This window comes from Klebsiella sp. HN106, assembly GCF_051209435.1.
GTDB classification, from domain to species: domain Bacteria; phylum Pseudomonadota; class Gammaproteobacteria; order Enterobacterales; family Enterobacteriaceae; genus Klebsiella; species Klebsiella oxytoca.
The window spans coordinates 109,784-135,553 of the sequence record NZ_JBLURD010000009.1; the positions used below are offsets into that span (position 1 = coordinate 109,784).

Below are 25,770 nucleotides of genomic sequence, written 5' to 3' on the forward strand. Positions count from 1 at the left end.
AAAGCATGCCGAATCAAGAAGCAAAGGCCCACCGCGTGGGTGAATGGGCAAGTCTGCGCAATACATCTCCTGAAATTGCCGAGGCAATTTTTGAACTCGCCAATTATGATGAAAAGCTGGCGGAGAAAATCTGGGAAGAAGGCAGCGATGAAGTCCTGCCCCGCGCCTTCGCCAAAACCGACAAAGACTCGCTGTTCTGGGGCGAACAAACCATCGAACGCAAGAACGTGTAGCCCGGACAGGTACGCAGTACCGCCTCCTGGATTTATTGCATGAGCTTCCCGGAGGCGGCGCGTTGCGCCAGTCCAGGCGACAACACCCGGCTAAACATCGGCAGCAAGACCCGGATTGCTCCGGGTTTTTTATGCTCTGCTACTTTGTCGCCTCGGCCATCGCCTTTTTAAAGGTATCCATTGGGCAGAAGCCGTTGTCATCCACAGGACAACCGTTCAGCGCCAGCGTTACCCGCTGCGGCGGCGATTGCAGGGTCAGCGCATCGGCATTACGCAACTGCTCGGTGCTTTGGTACAGATACTCGATCTTCATCAAATCACGATTGCCGCTCTTATCATGCCAGCGCTGGAACACCAGCTTGCCGCCGATGGGCGTGCGTTCGTACTGGTTGTGCAGCTGATAAGGTTTAAAATCCAGCGCCGTCAGCAGCGAGGCGATATTAGAGTCGTGCCCCACCAGCAGCGTCACTTTCGCCGACTTCGCCGCGTCCCCTACCAGAACGTTATCAATATATTTCACCAGCGGTTTGGCCACATTGCGCGCCACTTCCGGCGAAGTAAACAGACTGTCCTGATAGCCGTTTTTCAGCTTCGACAGCACCTGCCACTGCTTATCGCTGTTAATTTCACCCCACGCCACCTGGTCTTTCGGGAAACCTTCATAATATTGCAGCGTAAAGGCGTCAACCAGCGAGTTGCCGACTTTAAGCGGCCCGGAAACGCCCGGCTCCTGCTGATATTTAGCGCTAAAGGTATCTTTCGCGTCGCTCAGCGAGCACTGCTGCTTCTCTTTACAGGACGGGGAGTTACGGTAGTCGGTCATCTCCTCCAGCAGCTTATAGCTTTCGCTCAGCTGCATCCCCTGCCGCTCTTTCTCCATCGCCTGTACGGCCTTTTCGCTGAAGGCGGCGGAATCATCGGTGATCACCGGATTAAACGTCGGGTCCATGGTGCCCATTTTTTCCTGATGATGTACGGTCACGCCGCAGCCGGGGAACGCGCCGGTGATAAAGAACTGCGCGGTGGCGACGGTACGCTGCAGGCTATTGGCATAGGCGTAGACCGCGTTCTCCGGCGGGCATTCGCCGCTGGTCACCACTCCCTGCTGCGCCAGCCATTCGCGCATATAGTGCCCCATGTAGACTTCCAGCACTCCGCCCTTGGTGGTCAGCTGTCCACCGGGGACATCCCACTCTGGCCAGGACTTTGGCGTGGATTGCTCCAGCACGCTGCCGTTGTTCGCCAGCGGCGCGCGCAGGTTATGGCGGCTCATGATCAGCACCTGCTGAAGCTGGTACCCTTCCGGTGCGGCCGGTTCCTGCGCCTGAACGCCAGCGGACAGTAAAACAGCGCCGGCCACAGCGGCGGCGAGTAGACTTTTTCTCATCCCTTCATCCTCAGTCAGTGATTATCATCGCCATGATTGTGACAAATTTATGACATTTTTCCGGGCAATGGCTCGCAAAGTACGGAAAGAAATACGCTTTCCGCGATGACCGAGGGTCGCAAAATCAGGGAACAGGATTACTGCGGCAGCGGTACTGCCGCCAGAGTGCAGATAGCCTCATGCTCGCCGCCGTGATGGTCAACGATGACCACTTTATCTCCGGCTTTTTTTCCTTCGCAGGGTTTTAAAATCCGTTCGACAACGCGTTCATGGATAGATTGATGGCCGGAATCGGCCTGGCTGCTTGCTGACGTCGCCATCAGCAGCAGTCCAGCCAGCCCGACGATATGCTTATTCACCATTGATTACTCTCGCCCCCTATTTAAGCGGGCCAAGGGTAGCAGCCTGCCGGGCCGTGGTCTGTAAATTCGCTTAAACGAGTGTTACTCCGTTCATTTTTTCATCACCGTCGAGCTTTACTCTTCACATTTATTCATGTAAATAATAATTTCATTGCTCGACTGGCTGTCTATTCTCGTCCGACTCATCGGGTCATCTTTAAGAAATATCCCGATGCTATTATCCCGATATCACGGTATTTTTTCTCCATGTTAAACATAACATTAGGTTAATCTATGTCAGGTATCCTGCTCTTTATCGTCGCGGTGGTTTTGCTGGGAGTCGCGATCTACAGCCTGGTCTCCTACGTCAAAGATCGGCGCTCCGCGCAACTGCCAACTCATAAGAAAAAGAAATAATTCATCCTCACTATTCTTACCTTTTGCCCCTGCTATTTCTTACCGACCGCCTGATTTCAAACGAGAATGACAAAAAAGAAGGCAGGCGCTTTCGCCTGCCTTTGTGTCGACGTAAAAAATGGTTACGATTCCCAGGCCTGTTCCGCTTTAGCGCCGTCAAACTGCGGCGGCGGTTTACGGAAACGGCGGGTCAGGTAAGTCAGATAGAGTAACCCCAGCCCCGCCCATATCAGACCGAGCGTCAGGGATGTCGCTTCCAGATTAATCCACAGCACCCCCACCGTCAGCGCGCCGACCATCGGGAGCAGCAGATAGTGAAAGCGATCCTTCCACGTTTTGTTAAAGCCTTTACGCCGCCAGAAGTGGTTGAACACCGATAGATTAACGAAGGTGAATGCTACCAGCGCGCCAAAATTAATCAGCGCCGTGGCGGTGACCAGGTCAAAGAACAGCGCCGACAGCGCGACAATCCCCACCATGATCACGTTGAGCGCTGGGGTACGCCACTTCGGATGGACGTAGCCAAAAATACGCTCCGGGAAAACGTTATCGCGGCCCATGACGTACAGCAGTCGTGAAACGCTGGCGTGCGACGCCAGGCCGGAGGCCAGCGTATTCACAAACGTCGTGCACAGGAAGATCGACTGGAACAGCTTGCCGCCGACGTAGAGAGCAATCTCCGGCAGCGCCGCATCCGGATCTTTAAAACGGCTGATATCGGGGAAAAAGAGCTGCATAAAGAACGAAGCGGCAATGAAAATCACTCCGCCATAGACCGCGGTCAGAAAGATCGCCTTCGGGATCACCCGCGCGGCGTCCGGCGTCTCTTCGGAAAGCGTAGTCACCGCATCGAAGCCGAGGAATGAAAAGCAGACGATCGTCGCCCCGGTAATAATCGGGATCAGGTGCGCATTCTGGCTGATAAAAGGCTGCAGCGACCAGACGGTGCCCACCCCTTCCCCTTTATGCAGCCCCTGCACCACCAGCACGATGAAGACCACCATAATCGAGATCTGCACCAGCACGAACAGGGTGTTGAAGTTCGCTACCAGATTGACGCTTTTCAGATTCGCCGCCGTCAGAATCGCGACAAAGGTCACCACCCATACCCAGGGCGGCACGTCCGGAAACAGCGCGGAAAGATAAATCTTCGCCAGCAGCACGTTGATCATCGGCAGGAACAGATAATCCAGCAGCGACGACCAGCCCACCATAAAGCCGACGTGCGGGCTGATCGATTTCTGCGCATAGGTGTAGGCTGAGCCCGCCTGGGGAAACTGGCGCACCAGCTTGCCGTAGCTGATGGCGGTAAACAGCACGCCGGCCAGCGCCAGCAGATAGGATGCCGGAACGTGGCCGTTGCTGATGCCGGAAACAATGCCGAAAGTATCAAAAACCGTCATCGGCGTCAGATAGGCGAGGCCCATCATCACCACCTGCCACAGCTTGAGGGATTTGCGCAGGCGCGGTTTTCCAGCCCCGGAGGCGTTGTCGAGAGAGGGATTAATAGCCATGGCCATTTCCCCCGCTGCACGCCTGGGCTTGCGGTCGTAGAGACCGGGAAACCAATCTGCTTCGCAACGGGGTTAATGGCAAATCAAAAGGTAAAAAGAACCGACGAGCGGCGGTAGCGGCGCATTCCATGCGGCCATGACGGCCCCCTTCTCCCTGCGGATATTTAAACATCTGCATCATTTCCTACCTCGTTACACACTGTGTCGTTAACTGAAGCCCCGTTGCCGCCTGCGCTCCTTAATGCGGCATCCGGGAATGGCTGGGCTCCCAGCAAAAACGTCCGACCAGGCTCCGCTCAGGCCGTATGATGCTACTCGTGATAATGCTAAAGCGCCCCTTGCGGGGCGAAAATCAGGCGTTTTTCAACATCCACTCAATTTCAGTCTCTGTGATCAGACGCTCAAATTGCAGTAATTCGTCATTTTTACAGGCGTGATAAACGTGACAGAAACGTTCGCCAAGCCGCTCGCGCAGGTGGTCGTTTTGCATAAACTCCCACAGCGCATCGCTCTGGCGAATCGGGAACGGCAGCCCCTCCTGCTCAAGGCCATTGCCTTCCACTTCTTCCTGTAACGGCAGCGGGTTATCCAGCCCGTGGAGGATGCCGGCAAAAATCGCCGCCATCACCAGGTACGGGTTGGCATCCGCCCCGGCCACCCGATACTCGACGCGATGGTTGTGCCGATCGCCGCATGGAATGCGCAGCGCCACCGTCCGGTTGTTATGCCCCCACGACGCCTGAGTCGGCACATACATTCCCGGCTGGAAACGGCGATACGAGTTCACGTTCGGCGCCAGCAGCGCCATCGATGCCGGCATCAGATCGATCATCCCGGCGAGCGCGCGTTTTAACATCGCGGAATCTTCACCGTCGGCGTCAGCCAGCACGTTCTCGCCTTTGTTGTTCTGCATGCTGATGTGGATATGCATCCCGCTACCGGCGTGCTCTTCATAGGGTTTCGCCATAAAAGTGGCGTGCATCTTATGCTTCTCCGCCATTAAACGCACGAGACGTTTTAACGCCAGCGCATCATCGCAGGCATCGAGCACGTTATCGGTATGGTGGAGGTTGATTTCAAACTGGCCGGGAGAAGCTTCTGCCACCGCGCCGTCGGCGGGGATCAGCTGGAGCTGAGCGATCTCATCAATATCGTTAAGCACGTCGGCAAAATGGTTGAGGTTATCGACGGAGTAAACCTGGCTTTGGGTATTGCGATCGCCGGTTCCCGGCGCGCAAGGCGGCTGCAGGTAGCCTTCCGCGTCGCGCTTGCGGTCAAGTAAATAGAACTCCAGCTCTACCGCTACCACGGGGAACAGCCCGCGCTGGCGCAGCTGCTGCCAGAGGCGGTTCAGAACGTTCCGCGGCTCAACGTCAAAGGGAGCGCCATCTTCATCAACCATGGTCAGCAGAACCTGACCAATGTATTCCGGGTCCGCCGCGGACGGGGTTAAGGTCCCCAGCACCGGCACGCAGGTGCGATCTGGTTCGCCCATCTCCTGGCCGAGCCCCGCCTCTTCCACCACGTTGCCGAGAATATCCATGGCAAATACCGAAGCCGGGAAATAGCAGCCCTTCTCCAGCTTGTTCAGGCTGGAGACCGGGATCCGCTTACCGCGGAAGCAGCCGTTCAGATCGGTTAACAGCACATCAACGTATTGCGTATTGGGGTAACGCTCAAGGTAGCGCTTCACTTCCCAGGTGAATGCGCTGACCCGTCTCTCTTCCGACTGCTGAACAAAATTCTCAACTTCTACGATATTGGTTTCCATGATTCACCGCCGTTGTTGTAGTTTCGGACCCTGAATTGCACTGTTAAATATAATGTCCACCCTTCGAATGTGTATGCAAACAAATTGTTTGTCAAATGTTAAATTAAGTTTGCAAAGGGCAATATCCGCTGCTAGATTGAGAAAATATTGAACGAAATGGCCGTTTTACCCGCTAACCCGGTCATAATTTAGTCCACTTTGTGAGGGCGATCATGGAAAATATAATGTACAAGCCAGTTATTGGCGTAGTGATGTGCCGAAACAGGCTTAAGGGTCACCAGACCCAGACTCTGCAAGAGAAGTACCTGAACGCGATTGTTCACGCCGGCGGCGTACCGATTGCCCTGCCGCACGCGCTGGCCGAGCCGGAACTGCTTGCTACGCTACTGCCAAAACTGGACGGCATTTATCTGCCCGGTAGCCCGAGCAACGTACAGCCGCACCTTTATGGTGAAAACGGCGATGAGCCTGACGCCGATCCCGGGCGTGATCTTCTGAGCATGGCGCTGATTAACGCCGCGCTCGAAAGGCGCATCCCCATTTTCGCCATCTGCCGTGGACTACAGGAACTGGTTGTCGCCACCGGCGGGACTCTGTATCGTCGTCTGTTCGAGCAGCCTGAGCTTCTTGAGCACCGCGAAGACCCCGAACTTCCCGTCGAGCAGCAATACGCGCCCTCGCATGAAGTTCAGGTTCAGGAGGGAGGATTACTTTCTCAGTTAATACCGGGCTGCAACACGTTTTGGGTAAACTCGTTACACGGGCAGGGAGCAAAAATGACGGGTCCACGGCTGCGCGTGGAAGCGCGTTCTCCGGACGGGCTAGCGGAAGCGGTCAGCGTTAACGACCATCCTTTCGCCCTCGGCGTGCAGTGGCATCCTGAATGGAACAGTAGCGAATACGCCCTGTCGCGAATGTTGTTTGAAGGTTTTATCACCGCCTGTCAGAACTATATCGCTGAAAAACAGCGACTCTGACCACTACCGTTAAGGAAATGCAAATATGAGCGATGACGGACTGGCGCCAGGGAAACGTTTGTCAGCGATCCGCCAACAGCTGGGTCTCTCACAGCGTCGTGCCGCCGAACTGTCTGGGTTAACACATAGTGCCATCAGCACCATAGAACAGGACAAAGTCAGTCCTGCCATCAGCACGCTGCAAAAGCTGCTGAAAGTCTACGGGCTGTCGCTCTCGGAATTCTTTTCTGAACCAGAAAAACCGGCTGAACCGCAGGTGGTTATCAATCAGGACGATCTGATTGAAATCGGCAGCCAGGGGGTATCGATGAAGCTGGTTCACAATGGCAATCCGAACCGCACGCTGGCGATGATATTTGAAACGTACCAGCCTGGAACCACAACCGGGGAGAGGATCAAGCATCAGGGTGAAGAGATAGGCACCATACTGGAGGGTGAAGTCGTGTTGACCATTAACGGTCAGGCGTATCACCTGGTGGCTGGGCAAAGTTATGCCATTAACACCGGCATACCGCATAGCTTCAGCAACACTTCGGCAGGTATCTGCCGAATTATCAGCGCCCATACTCCCACCACCTTCTGATTTATTAGCCTGAGCCTTTCTCAGGTTTTCTTCAGGCCTGCGCCGCCCGGGGTGAATTCCGGCGGTGCGAAGATAACGCAGTTCACCTTGCGCAATGCGGAAAAACGTTTTCCGCTGGCCCCGGATAATTCACGCCTGTTAATGGGCAATTTAAACGGTACTCAACCCCGGGGACGCCCTGCGCCCTGAAGGTCTGAAATCACCACTTTTTTTCCGATTATGTCATTAAGGAGTCATGATGGATTTTCACAACCTGGCTTACTGGCAAGAAAAAGCAAAGAACATCGCGATTGAAACGCGGTTATTTATTAATGGCGAATACAGCGCCGCCGCCGATAACAGCGTGTTTGCCACCATCGACCCTGCCGCCCAGCAAACGCTCGCCGAAGTCGCGCGCGGCAAAAAGGCCGACGTCGATCGCGCGGTCCAGGCCGCCCGCAGCGCATTCGAGCGCGGCGACTGGTCGCAGGCCTCTCCTGCCCAGCGTAAAGCGGTCCTGAATAAGTTTGCCGACCTGATGGAGGCCCATTGCGAAGAGCTGGCGCTGCTGGAAACCCTGGACACCGGCAAACCGATCCGTCACAGCCTGCGCGACGATATCCCCGGCGCCGCCCGCGCGATTCGCTGGTATGCCGAAGCTATCGATAAAGTCTACGGCGAAGTTGCCCCTACCGGCGGCAACGAACTGGCCATGATCGTCCGCGAACCGATTGGCGTGATTGCGGCGGTGGTACCGTGGAATTTTCCGCTGCTGCTGGCCTGCTGGAAACTTGGCCCGGCGCTGGCGTCAGGCAATAGCGTAGTGCTCAAACCGTCGGAAAAATCCCCACTCAGCGCCCTGCGACTCGCGGGCTTAGCGAAAGAGGCCGGACTGCCGGACGGCGTGTTCAACGTAGTGAGCGGTTTCGGCCATGAAGCCGGTCAGGCGCTGGCGCGGCATCCTGACGTCGAAGTGATTACCTTTACCGGTTCTACCCGCACGGGTAAACAGCTGCTGAAGGACGCAGGCGACAGCAATATGAAACGCGTCTGGCTGGAGGCGGGCGGTAAAAGCGCCAATATCGTTTTTGCCGACTGTCCGGATCTGCAAAAAGCGGTTAACGCTACCGCCGGCGGTATCTTTTACAACCAGGGCCAGGTCTGTATCGCCGGAACCCGCCTGCTGCTTGAGGAGAGCATTGCCGACAGGTTTCTCGATCTCCTTAAAGAGCAGGCCAAAGGCTGGCAGCCGGGCAATCCGCTCGACCCGAATACCGCCATGGGCATGCTGATCGACAACAGCCACGCCGATAGCGTCCACAGCTTTATTCGCGCCGGCGAAGCGCATAGCACGCTGCTGCTGGATGGACGCAAAAATCCGTGGCCCGCGGCGGTTGGCCCGACCATTTTCGTTGACGTCGATCCCGCCTCCGCGCTCAGCCAGGAGGAGATCTTCGGCCCGGTGCTGGTGGTCACCCGTTTTAAAACCGAAGAGCAGGCGCTGGCGCTGGCCAACGACAGCCGCTATGGCCTCGGCGCGGCGGTCTGGACCCGCGATCTTTCCCGCGCGCACCGCATCAGCCGCCGTCTGAAAGCCGGGTCCGTCTTTGTAAACAACTACAACGATGGCGATATGACCGTGCCGTTCGGCGGCTATAAGCAGAGCGGCAACGGACGCGATAAGTCGCTGCATGCGCTGGAAAAATTCACTGAACTGAAAACTATCTGGATTGCCCTGGAGTCTTAATCATGACCGAACATACCACCAGCTATTACGCCGCCAGCGCCAACCGCTATGAACCGTTCCCGGCGCTGGAAGAAACGATCGGCTGCGACGTCTGCGTCGTCGGCGGCGGCTATACCGGCCTCTCTTCGGCGCTGCATCTGGCCGAAATGGGCTACGATGTGGTGCTGCTGGAAGGCGCGCGCATCGGCTTCGGCGCCAGCGGACGCAACGGCGGCCAGTTAGTTAACTCCTATAGCCGCGATATCGACGTCATCGAGAAAACCTACGGCCCGGACGCGGCGAAAATGCTCGGCAGCATGATGTTTGAAGGCGGCGATATTATTCGCGAGCGCATCCAGCGCTATCAGATTGCCTGCGACTATCGCCCCGGCGGGCTGTTTGTCGCGATGAATCATAAACAGCTGGAAACTCTGGAAGAGCAGAAAGCCAACTGGGAGCGCTACGGCAATACCCAGCTGGAGCTGCTGGATGCCAGCGCTATTCGCCGCGAAGTCGACAGCGACCGCTACACCGGCGCCCTGCTGGATCGCAGCGGCGGCCATATCCATCCGCTCAACCTGGCAATTGGCGAAGCTGACGCCATTCGGCTAAACGGCGGCCGGGTGTACGAACAATCACCGGTTACCCGCATTCAGCACACCAGCCCGGCGGTGGTGACCACCGCGCGCGGACAAGTGACCGCCCGCTACGTGATCGTCGCCGGTAACGCCTATCTCGGCGATAAGATCGAGCCGGAGCTGGCGAAACGCAGCATGCCGTGCGGCACCCAGGTGGTCACCACCGCACCGCTGTCCGAGGAACTGGCGCGCTCGCTGATCCCGAAAAATTACTGCGTGGAGGATTGTAACTATCTGCTGGATTACTACCGTCTGACCGCCGATAACCGTCTACTGTACGGCGGCGGCGTGGTCTACGGCGCGCGAGATCCGGACGACGTTGAGCGATTGATTATGCCGAAGCTGCTGAAAACCTTCCCGCAGCTGAAGGGGGTGAAAATCGACTACCGCTGGACCGGCAACTTCCTGCTGACCCTCTCACGGATGCCGCAGTTTGGCCGCCTCGATAACAATATCTATTATATGCAGGGTTACAGCGGCCACGGGGTCACCTGTACCCACCTCGCCGGACGGCTAATTTCGGAGCTGCTGCGCGGGGACGCCGAACGTTTTGACGCCTTCGCGAAGCTGCCGCACTACCCGTTCCCCGGCGGACGCAGCCTGCGCATTCCGTTTACCGCCATGGGCGCGGCTTACTATAGCCTGCGCGATCGGCTCGGCGTTTAATCCCCCCGGCCGACGGCGCCCGCCGTCGGCAATATCGCCGCCCCGCACTGCTGCGGAAAGCGCTGCTGAAAGTAGTGGCGTAAAAACTCCACGGTGGTGCGAATTTTGGCCGAAGTCGCCAGCCGAGACACGTATACCGCCCAGATATTGGCGGGCTGATAGTACTCCGGCAGCAGCTGTACCAGATTGCCGCTGGCGATATTCTCCTTTACGTCCCACCATGAGCGCAGCGCAATCCCCTGCCCGTCGAGGCACCACTGATGGACGATTTCACCGTGGTTTGACGACAGCGGCCCGGTCACTTTGATGGCGTGCTCACCTTCTTTATCATCGCGCAGCTGCCAGACGCCAAAAGGCCGGTCGCGCTCTTTGATCACCAGACACGGCAGCGCGGCAAGGTCGCTCAGCTGTTTCGGCGAGGGATGGCGGGCGACAAACGCCGGCGAGGCGCAGAGGATGCGATGATTGCTGGCAAGCTGGCGGGCTATCAGGTTGGGCGCAATATCGTCGCCGACGCGAATATCCAGATCGACCCCTTCATTAGCCAAATCTACCAGCCGGTCGGCGACGTCGAAACGGATCTCCAGCTGCGGGTAGCGGCGGGCCAGCTCGGAGAGCGCCGGCGCGACCACCCGCCGACCAAAGCCAAAGCTGCTGATGATCCGCAGCGTTCCCTGCGGCACCTGCCGCACATCGGAGAGCTCATCCATCATCTGGTCGACATCCTGCAGAATGCGCTGCCCCCATTCGTAGATGCGCTCGCCCTCTTCGGTGATAGCCACTCGCCGGGTAGTGCGGTGCAGCAGCTGGACGTTAAGGGTTTGCTCCAGCAGCGATACGCGTTTGCTGACAAATGCCGGAGAGACGCCGAGCTCTTCCGCAGCGGCGGCAAAACCGGCGCGGCGGGCCACCAGCATAAAGACGCGTAAGTCGTTCAGCAGCGGAAGATTATTCATGATTCGTGTTTTATGTTTCACCAGTTGACGGGATTAATTATGAATTAGTCAATTATAGGATAGAGATGAAGTCAATTTTCCTTACCTCAAACTGAGAATAACGATGAATAAAACCTTACGTATTGCCGCCATCCCCGGCGATGGCATCGGTAAAGAAGTGCTGCCGGAAGGGGTGCGCGTACTGCAGGCCGCCGCCGAACGCTGGGGGCTGGCGTTAAGCTTCGAGCACTTCGAGTGGGCCAGCTGCGATTATTACGCCCAACACGGCACTATGATGCCCGAGGACTGGCACGCGCAGCTGAAAACCTTTGATGCGATCTATTTCGGTGCGGTCGGCTGGCCGGATATCGTCCCGGATCATATCTCCCTCTGGGGCTCATTGCTGAAGTTCCGCCGCGAATTCGACCAGTACGTCAACCTGCGTCCGGTGCGCCTGTTCCCCGGCGTCCCCTGCCCGCTGGCGGGTAAACAGCCCGGCGATATCGATTTCTACGTGGTTCGTGAAAACACCGAAGGGGAATATTCCGCTCTTGGCGGCCATGTGAATCCGGGAACCGAACATGAAGTGGTGATTCAGGAGTCGGTGTTTACCCGCCGCGGCGTTGACCGCATCCTGCGCTACGCTTTTGAGCTGGCGCAAAGCCGCCCGCGTAGAACCCTGACCTCGGCGACCAAATCTAACGGCCTCGCCATCAGCATGCCCTTCTGGGACCAGCGCGTCGAAGCGATGGCGCAGCAATACCCGGAGGTGAAATGGGATAAGCAGCATATTGATATTCTGTGCGCCCGTTTCGTGCTGCAGCCGGAGCGTTTTGACGTAGTGGTTGGCTCTAATCTGTTCGGCGATATCCTTTCCGATCTCGGCCCGGCCTGTACGGGCACCATCGGCATTGCCCCATCGGCAAACCTCAACCCGGATCGCACCTTTCCGTCGCTGTTTGAGGCGGTACACGGTTCGGCGCCGGATATCTACGGCAAAAATATCGCCAATCCGATTGCCACCATCTGGGCTGGCGCGATGATGCTCGACTTCCTCGGCAACGGTGACGCTCGCTACCAGGCCGCCCATGACGGCATTCTCGCGGCGATTGAGCAGACCATTGCCAGCGGACCAAAGACGCCGGATATGAAAGGCACCGCCTCCACCCAGCAGGTGGGCGAGGCCATTTGTCAGGCTATTGCCGGACACCAGGTCGCCCGAACAGGCGCGTAAGCGCCGCTTTCGGCAATGGTCGCCGGACAGCCTCCCTCAAGCACCGGGCCCGGATATCCCGGGTCGCGGCGTAAACGCCTTACCCGGGCTACCGCCCCGCAGATCGCTGGAAGCCCGTAGCCCCGGTAAGCGCAAGCGCCACCGGGGAGATTCTCCGGACCGAATTACAGCTCCAGCTCGCGCTGCAGCAACGTCGCGATCGCCTCGCAGCTCTGCGCCGTCACCAGCGATTGCCGGAACTCTTCATGCATAATGCGCCGCGCCAGCCGCGAGAAAATACGCATATGCTGATCCCCCGCCGAATGCTTATTAAGCGTCAGCATAATCACAAACTGCGCCTCGTCGTCGCCCCACGCTACCGGCTGCGCCAGACGGGCGACGCTGATGGTCGACTGCTCGATATGCTCAGATTTACTGTGTGGAATGGCGAAGCTAAAGCCTAAACCGGTAGAGAACACCGCTTCGCGAGCCCACAGATCGGCTTCCAGCTTACGCGGATAGCGGCAGCGCCCGGCCAGCAGCAGATTATCAGTCATGCCCTTAATGACCTCCTCTTTGCTACGCCAGTCGCTATTCAGCGTAATGCACTGCGGAGTAATCAGCGGCGCGTCCTGCTGGGTCATGCGGAACTGGGCCAGCAGATGTTCCACCTCTAATGAAGTACGGCACTGCATCGCCTGGTTAAGCAGCTGACGGCAGGCGCGGCTGTCAAGCTGCGCCAGACGCGCCTTGGTTGCCGGAATCGACGGCGCGCTCATGCTCAGCTCATCCAGCCCCAGCCCTACCAGCAGCGGCAGCACCGAACCTTTAGCCCCCAGCTCGCCGCACAGGCCAATCCATTTCCCCTGACGATGCACCGCCTGAACCGCGTAATCCAGCGCGCGCAGAAAAGCCGGATTGAGGCTGTTGTAGTGGCGCGTCACCCTGGCGTTATCGCGATCCACCGCCAGCAGGTACTGGGTCAGGTCGTTGCTGCCGATACTAAAGAAATCAATCTCTTCGCAGCACTGATCGATGATAAACATCACCGACGGCACCTCAAGCATAATGCCCAGCGGGATCTTTTCATCAAACGGGATATGTTCGCTGCGCAGCGACTGTTTAGCATCCGCCAACTGCTCTTTGACCCATAATATCTCTTCCATCGAGGAGATCATCGGGATCATGATTTTCAGCGCGCCGTGCGCGGAAGCGCGCAGAATCGCCCGCAGCTGAGTGCGGAACAGCGCCTGATACTCCTCATAAATACGCACCGCCCGGTAGCCGAGGAACGGGTTATTCTCCGCCGGGATGTTGAGGTAGGCCACCGGCTTGTCGCCGCCGATATCCATGGTGCGGATGATAATGCTGCGCCCGTTGGCCGGCTCCAGCGCCTGGCAAAAGATGTTATACAGCTCGTTTTCCGACGGCGCGCTGGGCCTGTCCATATAGAGCATCTCGGTGCGGAACAGTCCTACCGACTGCGCGCCGTTGTTGAAGGCCGCCGCCGCCTCTACCGAATGGGCGATGTTGGCCGCCACCTCCAGACGAATACCGTCTTCCGTTCGGCCCTCTTTATCCAGCCAGGCCTGCTGCTGGCGGCGGATTTGCGCCTGTACCCAGGCCTCCTGCTGATAGTAGCGCGCCACCGCTTCATCGGGATTCACCACCACCAGCCCGGCGTTACCGTCAATCTGTACCCGGCGATCGACCCACGGCAGCAGCGCCTCCATATCGACGCCCACCAGGGTAGGAATATTGAACGAACGCGCGAGGATCACCGTATGTGAAGTGGTGCCGCCGCTGCGCAGCAGCAGGCCTTTAAGCAGCGTTTTATCCAGTTCAAGAAACTGGCTCGGGGTGAGTTCATCGGCGAGGCAGATGGCCTCTTCGGTCAGCTTACCCGGTGCCGGAAAACGATCCTCACCGTAGATATGCTGCAGAAGCTGGAAGCACACATCGCGCACGTCCAGCACCCGCTCCTGCAAATAGCTATTACCGGAAGCGCTGAACTGGGCGCAAAAATGTTCGCCGGTCGCGACCACCGCTTCAGCGCAGCTCAGACCGTTCAACAGCCCGTCCAGCAGATGCTGGCGCAGCGAGGCGTCGGTGGCCAGAGAGCGATGCGCCTCAAGGATCGCGCTGGCGGTACCGTCGTTATCCAGCAGGCGGAACTCAATATTTTTCACCAGCAGGGTCAGGCCCCTGTCCAGCACCGCCTGTTCCTGTTCGATTGCGCCCGCTGCAGGCAGCGCGCCTGAATCGCGCAGGTCGAGGGACTTAAGATGGGTGAGCCTGCCGCCCGCGCTGCCGGCGCAGACCGGCAGCGCGTGAAACAGGGTAGGATTAAGACGCGAGAGGGATTCAGGAACCGGCTGAACGGCCATTTGCTCCGCCGCCGGCAGCGGCGCATCGCAGTGCGGGAACTCGTCGGTGATGAACGCCGTCAGTGTATTAAACGCCTGCTGTTCATCTTCACCGCTGACAACAAGCTGGCAGCGGTCGCCCTTTAAGGTATTGGTGCCAATAATCCCCAGCGCGCTTTTGGCGTTTCCGCGTCCTTCTGTGCGGGTGTTTACCCATTCGACTGAAGATGAAAAAGTATTGCACAGCGTTTCTACCAGGCTTGCCGGACGCGCATGTACGCCGTTGGGCAAATCACATATGAATTCAATTACCAGAGCCATCGCCTTCCTCCTGAATAATGCGTATTAGCCAAAAGGTAAAGAAAGAAGCCGCACGCCACTACACGATAAAAGTGGTAATTACTGGATAATTGTATGGCTGAATCTTTTTTATGCTCGTGGTCACAAATCGCCTCGTGAAGGGCATCAAAAACCCACCAGAACTAAGATTTGAGGTGGATCGCAATTTTCCCCTCGCCTTACAAATATCCAGTAAATGCACTTTTTCTCTACTATTTTATGCGCCGCCCTTTTTCTAATGTTGAGACATCAACTCAGTCACGGGCCACGCAGCGCTCAGGAGAAAAACAATGAACGAACTGGTGCAAATATTAAAAAATACCCGCCAGCACCTCATGACCGGGGTTTCACATATGATCCCGTTTGTCGTGTCCGGTGGGATCTTGCTGGCAGTCTCCGTCATGTTGTACGGCAAGGGCGCGGTGCCCGATGCCGCCACCGACCCTAACCTGAAAAAACTGTTTGATATCGGCGTCGCCGGTCTGACGCTAATGGTGCCATTTCTGGCGGCCTATATCGGCTACTCCATCTCCGACCGCGCGGCGCTGGCCCCCTGCGCCATCGGCGCCTGGGTCGGCAACAGCTTCGGCGCCGGTTTCTTCGGGGCGCTGATTGCCGGGATCATTGGCGGGCTGGTGGTTTACTACCTGAAGAAAATCCCGGTGCACAAGGTGCTGCGCTCGGTGATGCCCATCTTCGTTATCCCGATTATCGGCACCTTTATAACCGCCGGGATCATGATGTGGGGTCTCGGCGAGCCGATTGGCGCGCTGACCGCCAGTCTGACCGGCTGGCTGCAGGGCATGCGCGAAGGCAGCATCGTTATTCTCGCCATCATTATGGGCCTGATGCTGGCCTTCGACATGGGCGGTCCGGTGAATAAAGTCGCCTACGCCTTCATGCTGATTTGCGTTTCTCAGGGCGTTTACAGCGTAGTGGCCATCGCCGCCGTCGGTATCGCCGTGCCGCCGCTGGGCATGGGCCTGGCAACGCTGATTGGGCGTAAATATTTCTCCGCGGAAGAGCGCGAAACCGGGAAAGCCGCGCTGGTGATGGGCTGCGTTGGCGTGACCGAAGGCGCGATCCCCTTCGCCGCCGCCGACCCGCTGCGCGTTATCCCGGCCAATATGATCGGCGCCGCCGCCGGCTGCGTCACCGCCGCGCTGCTCGGCGCCCAGTGCTACGCCGGCTGGGGCGGGCTCATCGTTCTGCCGGTCGTCGAAGGTAAAGGCGGGTTTGTTGCCGGTCTGGCGGTCGGCGCCATCGTCAGCGCCGCCTGCGTCATTCTGCTCAAAGCCCTGGCGAAAAAGAAAACGTCAGACGCCAAAGCCGATGACGAGATGGATCTTGATTTCGAAATTAACTGAAACAGTGGAAGGAATATCGTATGACCAAAATTATCGCCGTTACCGCTTGCCCCTCTGGCGTTGCCCATACCTATATGGCCGCCGAATCGCTGGAGAGCGCCGCTAAAGCCAAAGGCTGGCAGGTCAAAGTCGAGACTCAGGGCTCCATCGGCATTGAGAACGAGCTGACCGCAGAAGACGTCGCCAGCGCCGATATGGTGATTCTGACCAAAGATATCGGCATTAAGTTTGAAGAACGCTTTGCCGGTAAAACCATCGTGCGCGTCAACATCAGCGATGCCGTGAAGCGCGCCGAAGCCATTATGAACAAAATCGACAGCCACCTTTCACAGAATGCCTGACTGAATGCCCGGGGCGCGCCCTGCGCCCCGCAAAATAACATGGAGTTTGTCATGACCAATCGCACTCAACGCTTAAAAGATCGTCTGTTCGCCAACCCGCGCGAAATCTCACTCGAGCGGGCGCTGCTCTACACCGCCAGCCATAAACAGACGGAGGGTGAGCCGGTAATGATCCGCCGGGCGAAAGCGACCGCATGGATCCTCGATCATGTGCAGATTTCGATTCGTGATGATGAACTGATTGCCGGCAACCGGACCATCAAGCCGCGCGCCGGAATTATGTCCCCGGAGATGGACCCCTACTGGCTGCTCAAGGAGCTGGACCAGTTCCCGACCCGCCCGCAGGACCGTTTCAATATCAGCGAAGAAGACAAGCGCATCTATCGCGAAGAGCTGTTCCCCTACTGGGAAAATCGCTCGATGAAGGACTTCATCAACGCCCAGATGACCGATGAAGTCAAAAACGCCGTCAGCACGCAGATTTTTAGCGTCAACCAGACCGATAAGGGCCAGGGACATATCATTATCGACTACCCTCGCCTGCTGGAAAACGGCCTCGCCGCGCTGGTGAAGGAGATTAAGGCGGTGCGTCAGCAGCACCCGCAGAACAGTTTTTATCAGGCGGTGCTGATCCTGCTGGAAGCCTCCCAGCGCCATATTCTACGCTATGCGGCCCTTGCCGATGAAATGGCCGCCGATTGTGCTGATGAACAGCGGCGCAAAGAGCTGGAGACCATCGCCAACATCTCCCGCCATAATGCGGTACACCGCCCGGAAGATTTCTGGCAGGCCTGCCAGCTCTTCTGGTATATGAACATCATTTTGCAGTATGAATCCAACGCCAGCTCCATCTCGCTGGGACGTTTTGACCAGTACATGCTGCCGTACTATCAGGCTTCGCTGAATCGCGGCCAGGATCCGCAGTTTCTTCAGGAGCTGCTGGAGTCGCTGTGGGTGAAGTGCAACGATATCGTTCTGCTGCGCTCCACCAGCAGCGCGCGCTACTTTGCAGGGTTCCCGACCGGCTATACCGCGCTGCTCGGCGGCCTGACCGAGACCGGACGCAGCGCGGTTAATATTTTGTCGTTTCTGTCCCTCGACGCCTACCAGAACGTTCGACTGCCGCAGCCGAACCTTGGCGTACGCGTCAACGAGCTCATCGATCGTCCTTTCCTGCGCAAAACCGCCGAGACCATTCGCCTCGGTACCGGCATTCCGCAAATCTTTAATGATGAAGTGGTGATCCCGGCATTTCTCAACCGCGGCGTATCGCTGGAGGACGCGCGGGATTATTCGGTGGTTGGCTGCGTTGAGCTGTCGATCCCGGGGCGCACCTACGGCCTGCACGATATCGCCATGTTTAACCTGCTGAAGGTGATGGAAATCGTGATGCTGGAAAACGAAAGCAATCCTGATATCACCTGGGATGGGCTGATTAACCAGATCCGCGACAAGATTCGCTATTACATTAAGCTGATGGTGGAAGGCAGCAACATTTGCGATATCGGCCACCGCGACTGGGCGCCGGTTCCCCTGCTCTCTTCTTTTATTGAGGATTGCGTGCAGCACGGCCAGGATATTACCGCAGGCGGCGCGCGCTATAACTTCTCCGGGGTCCAGGGCATCGGCATTGCTAACCTCAGCGACTCGCTGCACGCGCTAAAAGGGATGGTTTTTGAGCAGAAACGGCTCAGCTTCGCTGAACTTATCGCAGTGCTGAAAGCCAATTTCCAGACGCCGGAAGGGGAAAAAATTCGCGCTCGCCTGATCAACCGCTTCGAGAAATACGGCAACGATATTGACGAAGTGGACAACATCAGCGCCGATCTACTGCGCTTTTACTGCAAAGAGGTAGAACAATACCAGAACCCGCGCGGCGGTCAGTTTACGCCGGGTTCCTATACCGTCTCTGCCCACGTGCCGCTCGGTTCGGTCGTCGGCGCCACCCCGGACGGACGCCTGGCGGGAGAACAGCTGGCGGACGGCGGGCTGTCGCCGATGCTCGGCCAGGACGTTCAGGGACCGACCGCGGTGCTCAAGTCGGTCAGCAAGCTGGATAACTTTCTGCTCTCCAACGGTACGCTGCTGAACGTCAAATTCACCCCGGCAACGCTTGCCGGCGACAGCGGCCTGAATAAGCTGGCCGACTTCCTGCAGGCATTCACCAGGCTGAGGCTACAGCATATTCAGTTCAACGTGGTCAACGCCGATACGCTGCGCGAAGCCCAGCAGCGGCCGCAGGATTTTGCCGGTCTGGTGGTGCGCGTTGCGGGTTACAGCGCCTTTTTCGTTGAGCTGTCGCAGGAGATTCAGGATGACATTATCCGCCGCACCGCGCATCAGCTGTGAGGTCATGGAAACGCGCGCCGATAAGGCGCGCATTTTTAACATCCAGCGCTACTCTTTGAATGACGGTCAGGGGATCCGCACCGTGGTGTTTTTTAAGGGCTGCCCGCATACCTGTCCGTGGTGCGCTAATCCGGAGTCGATCTCGCCGAAAATTCAGACCGTACGCCGGGAGAGCAAGTGCCTGCGCTGCTCGCGCTGCCAGCAGGACGTGGTCGAGTGCCCCTCCGGCGCGTGGGAGCAGATTGGCCGCGACGTTACCCTCGATCATCTGCTTAAAGAGGTGCTGAAGGATGAGATCTTCTTCCGTGCCTCGGGCGGCGGCGTGACCCTGTCGGGCGGCGAAGTCCTGATGCAGGCCGAATTTGCCGCGCGTTTTCTGCGCCGCTTGCGCGAATGGGGGATCAGAACGGCGATTGAAACAGCGGGCGATACCGCGTTCAGCCGCTTTTTTCCGCTGGCTCAGGCGTGCGACGAAGTGCTGTTCGACCTGAAAATCATGGATGAAACGCTGGCCCGGGAGCAGCTGCGGATGAATATGCCGCGGGTGCTGGATAACTTCACCCGTCTGGTCGAAGCCCAAATCCCGCTTATTCCCCGGGTGCCGCTGATTCCGGGATTTACGCTTAACGAAGAGAATTTCCGCCAGATCCTGGCGTTTTTGGCCCCATTTAAGCTGCGCGAAATTCATCTTCTGCCGTTCCATCAGTTCGGCGAACCAAAATATCATTTACTGGGAAAAAAATGGTCGATGTCGATGATTAAGGCCCCTGCAGAATCTGAGATTCAGCCATTCAGGACGCTGGCCGAACGGGCCGGTTTTAGCGTGACCATTGGCGGATAACGCCTGGAGGATGCTATGGATTTCAATATCGTTGCCGTCACGGCATGCGTCAGCGGCGTCGCTCACACTTATATGGCGGCCGAACGCCTGGAAAAGGTCGGCCACCATGAGAAATGGAATATCAAAATCGAAACCCAGGGCGCGCTGGGGGTTGAGAACAAAATTACCGCTGACGATATTGCCCATGCCGATGTCGTTCTGCTGGTGACGGATATTGAAATTGACGATGCCAGACGCTTCAACGGCATCCGCACCATTAAGACCAGCATCAAAACTTTTCTGCTGCAGCCGCAGCAGATTGTCGAAGCGGTTAAATGCATTATGAAAAAGCCGGTGGTTTATATTGAGATCCCTTGAGAGCGGGAAATCCCGGAGGCGGCGCGATGCGCCTGTCCGGGCTACCGGTGCTCAGCGATTTTGTAGCCCGGACAGGTGCGCAGCACCGCCTCCGGGAACACCGTGTTTCGGCAATTTAATTTACGCCACCCCCAGCAGCCATTTCTGCGCGGGGGTCAAACGGCTGGCGGTTTCCGGCGTCAGCCAGCGCTGCTGATCCTGCTGCGCGGTATCCGCTCTGTCGATATATAAGCCGTGCAGCACCCGCCTTCTGCTGCCGACGCGGTTGCGCGTCCCGCCGTGCCAGGCGTGGGCGTTATAAATCATCACGCTGCCCGCCGGCGCGGCGAACACCACTTCATCAGGATGCGCCAGCTCCGGGTCGTCCAGCACCTCTTCCGGCAGCTCCGGACGCAAATGGGTGCCGGGAATAATGCGCGGTGCGCCGTTTTCAGCGCTCAGGTCATCAATAGCCCATATCGTATTCACCAGATGTACTTTCGGAAAGTCAGGACGCGGTTTTTTCCAGTCCGCATGCAGCGGCTGATGGCCGCCGTTAAACAACGCTTCCCGCGCGTTCAGGCTGGAGACTTTAAAATCGCCCTGAAAAATATACCGGCAGGCGGAAAGTATCAGCGGATGCGACCAGACCTTTTCCCAAATCACCCCTTTATTAATCAGGTTGGCAATGCGCGTGGCGGTCGCTTCCTGGTGGTGTTCAATGGCCAGACTGTCGCCCTCTCTCTCGACGATGGCGTCGATAAGCTCGCGCATCGCCGCCAGCCACTCCGCGTCCACCACGTTATGCACGACGGTGTAGCCCAGGGTATCCAGTTCCTGTTTCATTGTCGGGCTCAGCGCAACATTCGCCCCCAGCGCATCCAGATAAACCGCAGATTGTTGTTCCATATTTCTATTCCTTAACTTATCGATAACACAAAACAAACTCTAATCTGCACCGACCGGGAATACATGAGGCCAAAACTACGAAAAACTGGACAAGCGTACGCGAGGAAGAAAAGTGTGATGGCTATCAAAATCCAGCTTTTTTCCTCTTTCTGTAGGGCAAACATTCGCGACCCAGCCTGACACAGAACAAATCACCACTGATAAAATAGATTATAATCAACAAGATAATTGTTCTCTTCTAAGGCGTACGGAATGATTGACGATCTGGCGGATATTTTAAATCGTTTAGTAAATCAGAAAGATAATCTGCACGTCAGATTCCCCGACCCGGATATCTCCGAGCCTGCGCTGGCGTTTAAAGTGCCCTTTCCGCGGCTGGAAATTGTGCTTGAGGGCGAGCTTAAGGAGAGCGGACTGCCGCTGTCGGAGACGATGCTCTCCGCCTCGCAGGTGCTCTACGTTCAGGCGGGCAAGTGGACGCTGCCGGAGTGGACCGGGCCGGCATCGACGTTAAGCATCCTCTTTGGCCGCCAGAAGCTCGGATTCTGCGTTCAGTACTGGGACGGCAAGCAGCTGCGCACGGAAAAGCAGAACGTTGCCCGCCTCGGGCCGCGCGTCGGCTCCTATCTGCTGCTATCGCTTAATGAAATCTGCCTGCAGCCGGATCCGGTGACCGCCAGGCTGGTGGTCGCGGCCCTGTTAAGCCACTGCCTTGAACAGCTGGTGGGGCTGGAGATGCGCGTCAGCCGCAGTCGCGATCTGTTTCTGGCGGTGCAGGACTATCTCGAAGAGCATCTCAGCCAGCCTCTGACCCGCGAGTCGGTGGCGAAACGCTTTCATATTACGCCCAATTACCTGTCGCATATTTTCCAGAAATCCGGCTCCGTCGGTTTTAATGAGTTTCTCACCAGCGTACGCCTGGAAAAGGCCAAAAAGCTGCTGCGCGGCTACGATCTCAAGGTAAAAGAGATCGCCCACAACTGCGGGTTCGTCGACAGCAACTATTTTTGCCGGGTGTTTAAACGCTACACCGAGCGTTCGCCATCAGAATATCGTCGCCACTGCCGCAGCGCGCAGCAGGGCTGACTCAGACGGCCCACTCGACCCGCCCGCGACCGTTATTTTTGGCCTTATAGAGGGCGTCATCGACCTTTTTAATGAACAGGTTTTGCGGTTCCCCTTTGTTACGCAGACCAACGCCGATACTGATCGACAGCGGATAGTCGTGGTTGATCAGGATCGCCCGGGCGTTTTGCAGAATAGCCTGCGCCAGTTCATCCACTTCCTGCGCCGTCATTCCGTCGACAATAATGGCAAACTCTTCGCCGCCAATCCTCGAAGGCAGCACCTTATCGCTGGTGAGCTTAGCCAGCTGCTTACCGAGAGCAAAGAGGACTTCGTCCCCCACCAGATGGCCCCAGGTGTCATTAATTTTCTTGAAGTAATCGATATCGACAATCATTAGCCCCAGCCTGCGTCCCTCCTTCTCGCGGATGGTGTCGATAAAGAAGCGACGGTTAGGCAGTTGGGTCAGCTCATCCTTTAATGATTGGGAACGCGCATCAACGTACAGCAGATTGATGCGCTCAATAATTTTGTAGACCCCGACTGCGCTCAGCAGCATGCCGGACAGGCGCAGCAGATCTTCGCAGTAGTACCCCATCCAGCGCGGCTGGTGAAAGATTTCATCCATCAGATCGAACGTACCGCCGGCAATCCACAGCAGCAGTCCGTAGCGTACCCAGTTTACCGCCACGTGATTCATGCGCACTTTGGTGGAGCTCCAGAGCATAAACAGCAGAAATAGCAGCGCCAGCAGATCGATATACATTCCGGGATTAATCAAAATTTCGCGCCACGGCCCCAGCGGCGACGAGATATACGCGCACAGTCCGGTCACGGCGACGATCGCCAGCAGCGCCGGTAGAATATGGGTGCGGGAGATTGAAGATGAGGGTTGAATATGGATGTTTTTCTCGCGTTCGGGCATGGTCAGGTCTCTTAACAGCGCGGCTTGCCAGACTTTTAGCATAACAGCGCAGAGCGATTGAGCGAACTTTAAAGGCGCGCAGCCTGACGATGCGCAGCAGCGAGCAGAAGAGAGTGGACTGACCCCGCGGAATGTTCCAACCTACTACCAATCCATGGCGACGAAGTCAGTGGCGCGAATAATAAAGAGTTAACGCTACGAGGATGTGGCAATCGGTGCTGGGGGAAAGGCCTTTTCTGGACTCCGGGAGCGGTCTTCCATTTTTAGCCCGATGGCCGATGCTGAAGGGGCTGACTCTGCTATGCAAACAAGGCAGTGCTGACGCAGTTTATAACGCTCTGGTCCGCCGCAGACTCAGCCTCAAGGCTATCTCGAACTATCAGCTTCAACGTTAACGCTGACGTTCAGTCTCTTCGCCTCCATGGTTATTATCTTCCGGGCAAGGGCCCTGTCGCCGCCGTGCACCCGATCTATCAGCGCCTGGACGATTGTCATCATAAGAAAGTGCTGATTAGCCGGACAGAAATCGGTCATATCAATCCCGCAATCCGCCAGCTGCTGGTGCGCATCGCGCTCTGTCTGCGCAATAAGGTCAGTCACTTGCTCTTTCATTTGTTCGACGCGCGCAAAAACCACGCGATTAATGATTTCGATTTGCTCAAGTGTAAAATTTTTGTCCATTATTATGCTCTCATCACAGTCTGAAGTAATTAATCAGCCAACCAGCCTCAACCCTTTCGCCACCACTCTTTTGAACTCTTCACAATGAACAGGCTCCGGCTGCGTGCAGCGCGCTGCGTGCTTCAGCCCGCGGCTTAACTGCTGCAGCTTGCGCACGGTGGCATCAATCTCTTTCGCCCGCTGGAGGAGCAGCCCCCGGTCAATCGTGACCCCGGCTTGCGAACCAAACATCGCGGCAAGTTCATCCAGCGTAAACCCTGCCGCCTGCCCCAACGTAATGAGCTGCAGTTTATTGAGCACATTTTGGTGATATTGCCGTCGTAAACCGTTACGGCCAACAGGCTGAATTAATCCTTTTTTTTCGTAATAACGCAGCGCGGAGGGATTTATGCCAGAAAGATCGGCAATTTCCCGGATATCGAGGGCTTTCATGGTTGACTTAAACCTCACTTCAAGTTGCACACTGGCTACCAGCCTGACATGCATTGGAAAAGGAGTACACCCTGGAGACGATGATGGTAGTAAAAACGGTCATAACGGGTATTGGCGCGACGCTGATAATGGATCTCTGGTCATTCGGCCAAAAATACCTGCTCAAGCTGCCGCCGCTAAACTATGCGCTGGTGGGTCGCTGGATTGCATGGCTTTTCAGAGGAAAGCTTTGCCATAATACCATCGCTTCCACGCCGGCATTGCGTGGAGAGAGCGTTATCGGCTGGGTGTTTCACTACCTGACCGGGGCCATTTTTGCTTTTGTCCCGCTGGCATTGAACGGAACCGTCTGGTTAAACGAGCCGACGCTGACGGCAGGCCTGCTGGCAGGCGTGCTAACGTTATTTGCGCCGTTCTTGATTCTTCAACCCGCATTGGGCTTCGGCATTGCGGCGTCACAAACACCTCGCCCGTGGCTGGCTCGCTTGCTGAGCGTGCTTACGCACCTGGCCTGGGGATGCGGACTTTATATCACGGCTATGGTTAGCAGAGCATGAGGCCAGGGCGCTTTTCAGCTCAGCTTTGACGACGATGAAACTCGACGTTAAGCCAGCGGGCAAAAGCCAGAATCCTTTTTTCAAAGTCGGCCAGGTCTCCCTGAGGTTCATGACTCACTGCCAGCAGGTAATCCATGTCATCAGCTTTTTCAGGATAGCGGGCAATGAGCTTACCATGGTGCTCAGCAAGGGTGTCCGGCCAGTCTTTGTCGTACTCACTACGCAGGATACTGGTTGCGCGGATGATTTTGCGTGCGGCAGCGCGCTGCAGCTGTAACCCTTCATTCTTATCCGCGGATGAGCGTATTTGTGCCATGAATTTTTCCAGTACCGGCAGGAAATCCCCATTTACGGCAACGGCGATAGCTTTTGCCGGTTTAAAGGGAGCAAACCGGCGGCTCAGATCTTCGCCGTACACGCAGACGCAATGATGTTTAAGCCAGTATCCCCAGCTCAGCGTATGATCCGGGTGCAGGACTTGCGGCAGCACACCGCAATCAAAATCGATTTTACTGACAACCGGATAGCTCTTTTCCAGTTCACGCTTAATCTCAGCGAGCCGCGCCGCTGTGGCCCGATCGGGGCGATCGTGGAATATCACGCTCATGTCGAGATCGGACTTGTCGGGCGTTGCTCGTCCTTGCGCCACGCTACCGTAAACATAAAGGCTATGCATCAGTTCAGGGAAGCACCGGGTTAGCGTTGCCACGACCCCGTCCACTACGCGGGCGAATTCGGGCTGCATTGCGTTCACTATTGGCAGGGCAATGTCGCCATTGCGATCGACAGCCATTCTTTCTCCTGTTTACTGACGGTATGCCCGCAACAACCTGCGGGCGGTACGTTGGCGCCTGACGGGCAAACAATATTATCTCGCGTTCG

25 protein-coding genes are annotated in these 25,770 nt (G+C 56.9%); 14 read left to right on the plus strand and 11 right to left on the minus strand.

The window, feature by feature from the left end:
• Positions 1 to 5: 5 nt before the first annotated feature.
• The gene (locus tag ACSIPU_RS20080; protein WP_004100967.1) at positions 6 to 233 is read left to right on the plus strand and encodes a YccJ family protein; all 228 of its coding nucleotides are present in this window, start codon (positions 6 to 8) and stop codon (positions 231 to 233) included.
• Positions 234 to 372: 139 nt separating this feature from the next.
• Here ACSIPU_RS20080 and agp read toward each other — a convergent pair whose 3' ends face one another.
• Together agp and ACSIPU_RS20090 are read right to left on the minus strand one after the other, a co-directional pair.
• Positions 373 to 1,620 carry a bifunctional glucose-1-phosphatase/inositol phosphatase gene (gene agp, locus ACSIPU_RS20085; RefSeq protein WP_004100966.1) on the minus strand — a complete coding sequence of 416 codons (1,248 nt, stop codon included), beginning with the start codon at positions 1,618 to 1,620 and terminating at the stop codon, positions 373 to 375.
• Positions 1,621 to 1,757: 137 nt separating this feature from the next.
• Positions 1,758 to 1,940 carry a hypothetical protein gene (locus tag ACSIPU_RS20090; RefSeq protein WP_373349113.1) on the minus strand — a complete coding sequence of 61 codons (183 nt, stop codon included), beginning with the start codon at positions 1,938 to 1,940 and terminating at the stop codon, positions 1,758 to 1,760.
• Between the two features lie 315 nt (positions 1,941 to 2,255).
• Here ACSIPU_RS20090 and ACSIPU_RS20095 point away from each other — a divergent pair, with 315 nt between their 5' ends.
• Positions 2,256 to 2,378 (plus strand): small membrane protein, encoded by a 123-nt coding sequence (locus tag ACSIPU_RS20095; protein ID WP_004131271.1) that lies wholly within the window; start codon positions 2,256 to 2,258, stop codon positions 2,376 to 2,378.
• A gap of 122 nt (positions 2,379 to 2,500) precedes the next feature.
• Here the strand turns inward: ACSIPU_RS20095 and ACSIPU_RS20100 are convergent, their stop codons facing one another.
• Both ACSIPU_RS20100 and puuA read right to left on the minus strand, forming a co-directional pair.
• Positions 2,501 to 3,892, minus strand: a complete 1,392-nt coding sequence (locus ACSIPU_RS20100) for an APC family permease (protein WP_004100961.1) — start codon at positions 3,890 to 3,892, stop codon at positions 2,501 to 2,503.
• 352 nt (positions 3,893 to 4,244) lie between these two features.
• Positions 4,245 to 5,663: a glutamate-putrescine ligase gene (gene puuA / locus ACSIPU_RS20105; RefSeq protein ID WP_004112067.1), complete on the minus strand. Its 1,419-nt coding sequence runs from the start codon at positions 5,661 to 5,663 to the stop codon at positions 4,245 to 4,247.
• Between the two features lie 224 nt (positions 5,664 to 5,887).
• On the opposite strand from puuA, the gene puuD reads away from it, so the two are divergent.
• The 4 genes from puuD (at position 5,888) to ACSIPU_RS20125 (ending at position 10,232) form a co-directional block, all read left to right on the plus strand.
• Complete coding sequence (puuD, locus tag ACSIPU_RS20110) at positions 5,888 to 6,640, plus strand: gamma-glutamyl-gamma-aminobutyrate hydrolase (protein WP_162680343.1); 753 nt, start codon at positions 5,888 to 5,890, stop codon at positions 6,638 to 6,640.
• A gap of 25 nt (positions 6,641 to 6,665) precedes the next feature.
• Positions 6,666 to 7,223 carry an HTH-type transcriptional regulator PuuR gene (gene puuR / locus ACSIPU_RS20115; RefSeq protein ID WP_004100955.1) on the plus strand — a complete coding sequence of 186 codons (558 nt, stop codon included), beginning with the start codon at positions 6,666 to 6,668 and terminating at the stop codon, positions 7,221 to 7,223.
• 238 nt (positions 7,224 to 7,461) lie between these two features.
• Positions 7,462 to 8,949 (plus strand): aldehyde dehydrogenase PuuC, encoded by a 1,488-nt coding sequence (gene puuC, locus ACSIPU_RS20120; protein WP_016807390.1) that lies wholly within the window; start codon positions 7,462 to 7,464, stop codon positions 8,947 to 8,949.
• 2 nt (positions 8,950 to 8,951) lie between these two features.
• Positions 8,952 to 10,232 carry an NAD(P)/FAD-dependent oxidoreductase gene (locus ACSIPU_RS20125; RefSeq protein WP_004112063.1) on the plus strand — a complete coding sequence of 427 codons (1,281 nt, stop codon included), beginning with the start codon at positions 8,952 to 8,954 and terminating at the stop codon, positions 10,230 to 10,232.
• Here the strand turns inward: ACSIPU_RS20125 and ACSIPU_RS20130 are convergent.
• Positions 10,229 to 11,209 (minus strand): LysR substrate-binding domain-containing protein, encoded by a 981-nt coding sequence (locus tag ACSIPU_RS20130; RefSeq protein WP_160887672.1) that lies wholly within the window; start codon positions 11,207 to 11,209, stop codon positions 10,229 to 10,231. The genes ACSIPU_RS20125 and ACSIPU_RS20130 overlap by 4 nt on opposite strands.
• A gap of 82 nt (positions 11,210 to 11,291) precedes the next feature.
• Between ACSIPU_RS20130 and ACSIPU_RS20135 the strand changes: the two genes are divergently transcribed.
• On the plus strand, positions 11,292 to 12,401 hold the full coding sequence (locus ACSIPU_RS20135) for a tartrate dehydrogenase (protein ID WP_023320691.1): 1,110 nt from the start codon (positions 11,292 to 11,294) through the stop codon (positions 12,399 to 12,401).
• A 164-nt stretch (positions 12,402 to 12,565) separates the two neighbouring features.
• Here ACSIPU_RS20135 and ptsP read toward each other — a convergent pair whose 3' ends face one another.
• Positions 12,566 to 15,067, minus strand: a complete 2,502-nt coding sequence (gene ptsP / locus ACSIPU_RS20140; RefSeq protein WP_196557998.1) for a phosphoenolpyruvate--protein phosphotransferase — start codon at positions 15,065 to 15,067, stop codon at positions 12,566 to 12,568.
• 308 nt (positions 15,068 to 15,375) lie between these two features.
• Here ptsP and ACSIPU_RS20145 point away from each other — a divergent pair, with 308 nt between their 5' ends.
• From ACSIPU_RS20145 to ACSIPU_RS20165, 5 genes are read left to right on the plus strand one after another with little or no spacing between them, the layout of a single operon-like run.
• Positions 15,376 to 16,452, plus strand: a complete 1,077-nt coding sequence (locus tag ACSIPU_RS20145; RefSeq protein WP_004100940.1) for a PTS fructose transporter subunit EIIC — start codon at positions 15,376 to 15,378, stop codon at positions 16,450 to 16,452.
• A 20-nt stretch (positions 16,453 to 16,472) separates the two neighbouring features.
• Positions 16,473 to 16,793, plus strand: coding sequence for a PTS fructose-like transporter subunit IIB (locus tag ACSIPU_RS20150; protein WP_004100938.1), 321 nt, complete (start codon positions 16,473 to 16,475; stop codon positions 16,791 to 16,793).
• Positions 16,794 to 16,844: 51 nt separating this feature from the next.
• On the plus strand, positions 16,845 to 19,142 hold the full coding sequence (locus ACSIPU_RS20155) for a formate C-acetyltransferase (protein WP_196557999.1): 2,298 nt from the start codon (positions 16,845 to 16,847) through the stop codon (positions 19,140 to 19,142).
• Entirely contained in the window at positions 19,108 to 19,983 is an 876-nt protein-coding gene (locus ACSIPU_RS20160) for a [formate-C-acetyltransferase]-activating enzyme (RefSeq protein ID WP_016807386.1), read from the plus strand. The genes ACSIPU_RS20155 and ACSIPU_RS20160 overlap by 35 nt, the downstream gene beginning before the upstream one ends.
• Before the next feature lie 15 nt (positions 19,984 to 19,998).
• Positions 19,999 to 20,340 carry a PTS fructose-like transporter subunit IIB gene (locus tag ACSIPU_RS20165; RefSeq protein ID WP_004100931.1) on the plus strand — a complete coding sequence of 114 codons (342 nt, stop codon included), beginning with the start codon at positions 19,999 to 20,001 and terminating at the stop codon, positions 20,338 to 20,340.
• 120 nt (positions 20,341 to 20,460) lie between these two features.
• Here the strand turns inward: ACSIPU_RS20165 and ACSIPU_RS20170 are convergent, their stop codons facing one another.
• The gene (locus ACSIPU_RS20170; RefSeq protein ID WP_004100928.1) at positions 20,461 to 21,228 is read right to left on the minus strand and encodes a phytanoyl-CoA dioxygenase family protein; all 768 of its coding nucleotides are present in this window, start codon (positions 21,226 to 21,228) and stop codon (positions 20,461 to 20,463) included.
• Between the two features lie 252 nt (positions 21,229 to 21,480).
• On the opposite strand from ACSIPU_RS20170, the gene ACSIPU_RS20175 reads away from it, so the two are divergent.
• Complete coding sequence (locus tag ACSIPU_RS20175; RefSeq protein WP_004112046.1) at positions 21,481 to 22,314, plus strand: helix-turn-helix transcriptional regulator; 834 nt, start codon at positions 21,481 to 21,483, stop codon at positions 22,312 to 22,314.
• 1 nt (position 22,315) lies between these two features.
• Here ACSIPU_RS20175 and ACSIPU_RS20180 read toward each other — a convergent pair whose 3' ends face one another.
• From ACSIPU_RS20180 to ACSIPU_RS20190, 3 genes are all read right to left on the minus strand, one after another.
• The gene (locus ACSIPU_RS20180; protein WP_016807385.1) at positions 22,316 to 23,218 is read right to left on the minus strand and encodes a GGDEF domain-containing protein; all 903 of its coding nucleotides are present in this window, start codon (positions 23,216 to 23,218) and stop codon (positions 22,316 to 22,318) included.
• A 366-nt stretch (positions 23,219 to 23,584) separates the two neighbouring features.
• Positions 23,585 to 23,899 (minus strand): nitroreductase, encoded by a 315-nt coding sequence (locus ACSIPU_RS20185; protein ID WP_196558000.1) that lies wholly within the window; start codon positions 23,897 to 23,899, stop codon positions 23,585 to 23,587.
• 33 nt (positions 23,900 to 23,932) lie between these two features.
• The gene (locus ACSIPU_RS20190) at positions 23,933 to 24,331 is read right to left on the minus strand and encodes a MerR family transcriptional regulator (RefSeq protein ID WP_004112042.1); all 399 of its coding nucleotides are present in this window, start codon (positions 24,329 to 24,331) and stop codon (positions 23,933 to 23,935) included.
• A gap of 83 nt (positions 24,332 to 24,414) precedes the next feature.
• Between ACSIPU_RS20190 and ACSIPU_RS20195 the strand changes: the two genes are divergently transcribed.
• A complete protein-coding gene (locus ACSIPU_RS20195) occupies positions 24,415 to 24,888 on the plus strand; it encodes a DUF2938 domain-containing protein (protein ID WP_004100918.1) in 474 nt (157 codons plus the stop codon).
• Between the two features lie 19 nt (positions 24,889 to 24,907).
• Here the strand turns inward: ACSIPU_RS20195 and ACSIPU_RS20200 are convergent, their stop codons facing one another.
• Positions 24,908 to 25,681 (minus strand): nucleotidyltransferase domain-containing protein, encoded by a 774-nt coding sequence (locus ACSIPU_RS20200; RefSeq protein ID WP_004100917.1) that lies wholly within the window; start codon positions 25,679 to 25,681, stop codon positions 24,908 to 24,910.
• Positions 25,682 to 25,770 lie beyond the last annotated feature (89 nt).

Coding starts and splice junctions, on each gene's coding strand:
- ACSIPU_RS20095 (WP_004131271.1), top strand. CDS start 2,256: ATGTCAGGTATCCTGCTCTTTATCGTCGCGGTGGTTTTGCTGGGAGTC.
- agp (WP_004100966.1), bottom strand. CDS start 1,620: ATGAGAAAAAGTCTACTCGCCGCCGCTGTGGCCGGCGCTGTTTTACTG.
- ACSIPU_RS20125 (WP_004112063.1), top strand. CDS start 8,952: ATGACCGAACATACCACCAGCTATTACGCCGCCAGCGCCAACCGCTAT.
- ACSIPU_RS20080 (WP_004100967.1), top strand. CDS start 6: ATGCCGAATCAAGAAGCAAAGGCCCACCGCGTGGGTGAATGGGCAAGT.
- ACSIPU_RS20100 (WP_004100961.1), bottom strand. CDS start 3,892: ATGGCTATTAATCCCTCTCTCGACAACGCCTCCGGGGCTGGAAAACCG.
- ACSIPU_RS20170 (WP_004100928.1), bottom strand. CDS start 21,228: ATGGAACAACAATCTGCGGTTTATCTGGATGCGCTGGGGGCGAATGTT.
- ACSIPU_RS20175 (WP_004112046.1), top strand. CDS start 21,481: ATGATTGACGATCTGGCGGATATTTTAAATCGTTTAGTAAATCAGAAA.
- ACSIPU_RS20165 (WP_004100931.1), top strand. CDS start 19,999: ATGGATTTCAATATCGTTGCCGTCACGGCATGCGTCAGCGGCGTCGCT.
- ACSIPU_RS20190 (WP_004112042.1), bottom strand. CDS start 24,331: ATGAAAGCCCTCGATATCCGGGAAATTGCCGATCTTTCTGGCATAAAT.
- puuR (WP_004100955.1), top strand. CDS start 6,666: ATGAGCGATGACGGACTGGCGCCAGGGAAACGTTTGTCAGCGATCCGC.
- ACSIPU_RS20200 (WP_004100917.1), bottom strand. CDS start 25,681: ATGGCTGTCGATCGCAATGGCGACATTGCCCTGCCAATAGTGAACGCA.
- ptsP (WP_196557998.1), bottom strand. CDS start 15,067: ATGGCTCTGGTAATTGAATTCATATGTGATTTGCCCAACGGCGTACAT.
- ACSIPU_RS20135 (WP_023320691.1), top strand. CDS start 11,292: ATGAATAAAACCTTACGTATTGCCGCCATCCCCGGCGATGGCATCGGT.
- ACSIPU_RS20150 (WP_004100938.1), top strand. CDS start 16,473: ATGACCAAAATTATCGCCGTTACCGCTTGCCCCTCTGGCGTTGCCCAT.
- ACSIPU_RS20185 (WP_196558000.1), bottom strand. CDS start 23,899: ATGGACAAAAATTTTACACTTGAGCAAATCGAAATCATTAATCGCGTG.
- ACSIPU_RS20180 (WP_016807385.1), bottom strand. CDS start 23,218: ATGCCCGAACGCGAGAAAAACATCCATATTCAACCCTCATCTTCAATC.
- ACSIPU_RS20195 (WP_004100918.1), top strand. CDS start 24,415: ATGGTAGTAAAAACGGTCATAACGGGTATTGGCGCGACGCTGATAATG.
- puuC (WP_016807390.1), top strand. CDS start 7,462: ATGGATTTTCACAACCTGGCTTACTGGCAAGAAAAAGCAAAGAACATC.
- puuA (WP_004112067.1), bottom strand. CDS start 5,663: ATGGAAACCAATATCGTAGAAGTTGAGAATTTTGTTCAGCAGTCGGAA.
- ACSIPU_RS20155 (WP_196557999.1), top strand. CDS start 16,845: ATGACCAATCGCACTCAACGCTTAAAAGATCGTCTGTTCGCCAACCCG.
- ACSIPU_RS20145 (WP_004100940.1), top strand. CDS start 15,376: ATGAACGAACTGGTGCAAATATTAAAAAATACCCGCCAGCACCTCATG.
- ACSIPU_RS20160 (WP_016807386.1), top strand. CDS start 19,108: ATGACATTATCCGCCGCACCGCGCATCAGCTGTGAGGTCATGGAAACG.
- puuD (WP_162680343.1), top strand. CDS start 5,888: ATGTACAAGCCAGTTATTGGCGTAGTGATGTGCCGAAACAGGCTTAAG.
- ACSIPU_RS20090 (WP_373349113.1), bottom strand. CDS start 1,940: ATGGCGACGTCAGCAAGCAGCCAGGCCGATTCCGGCCATCAATCTATC.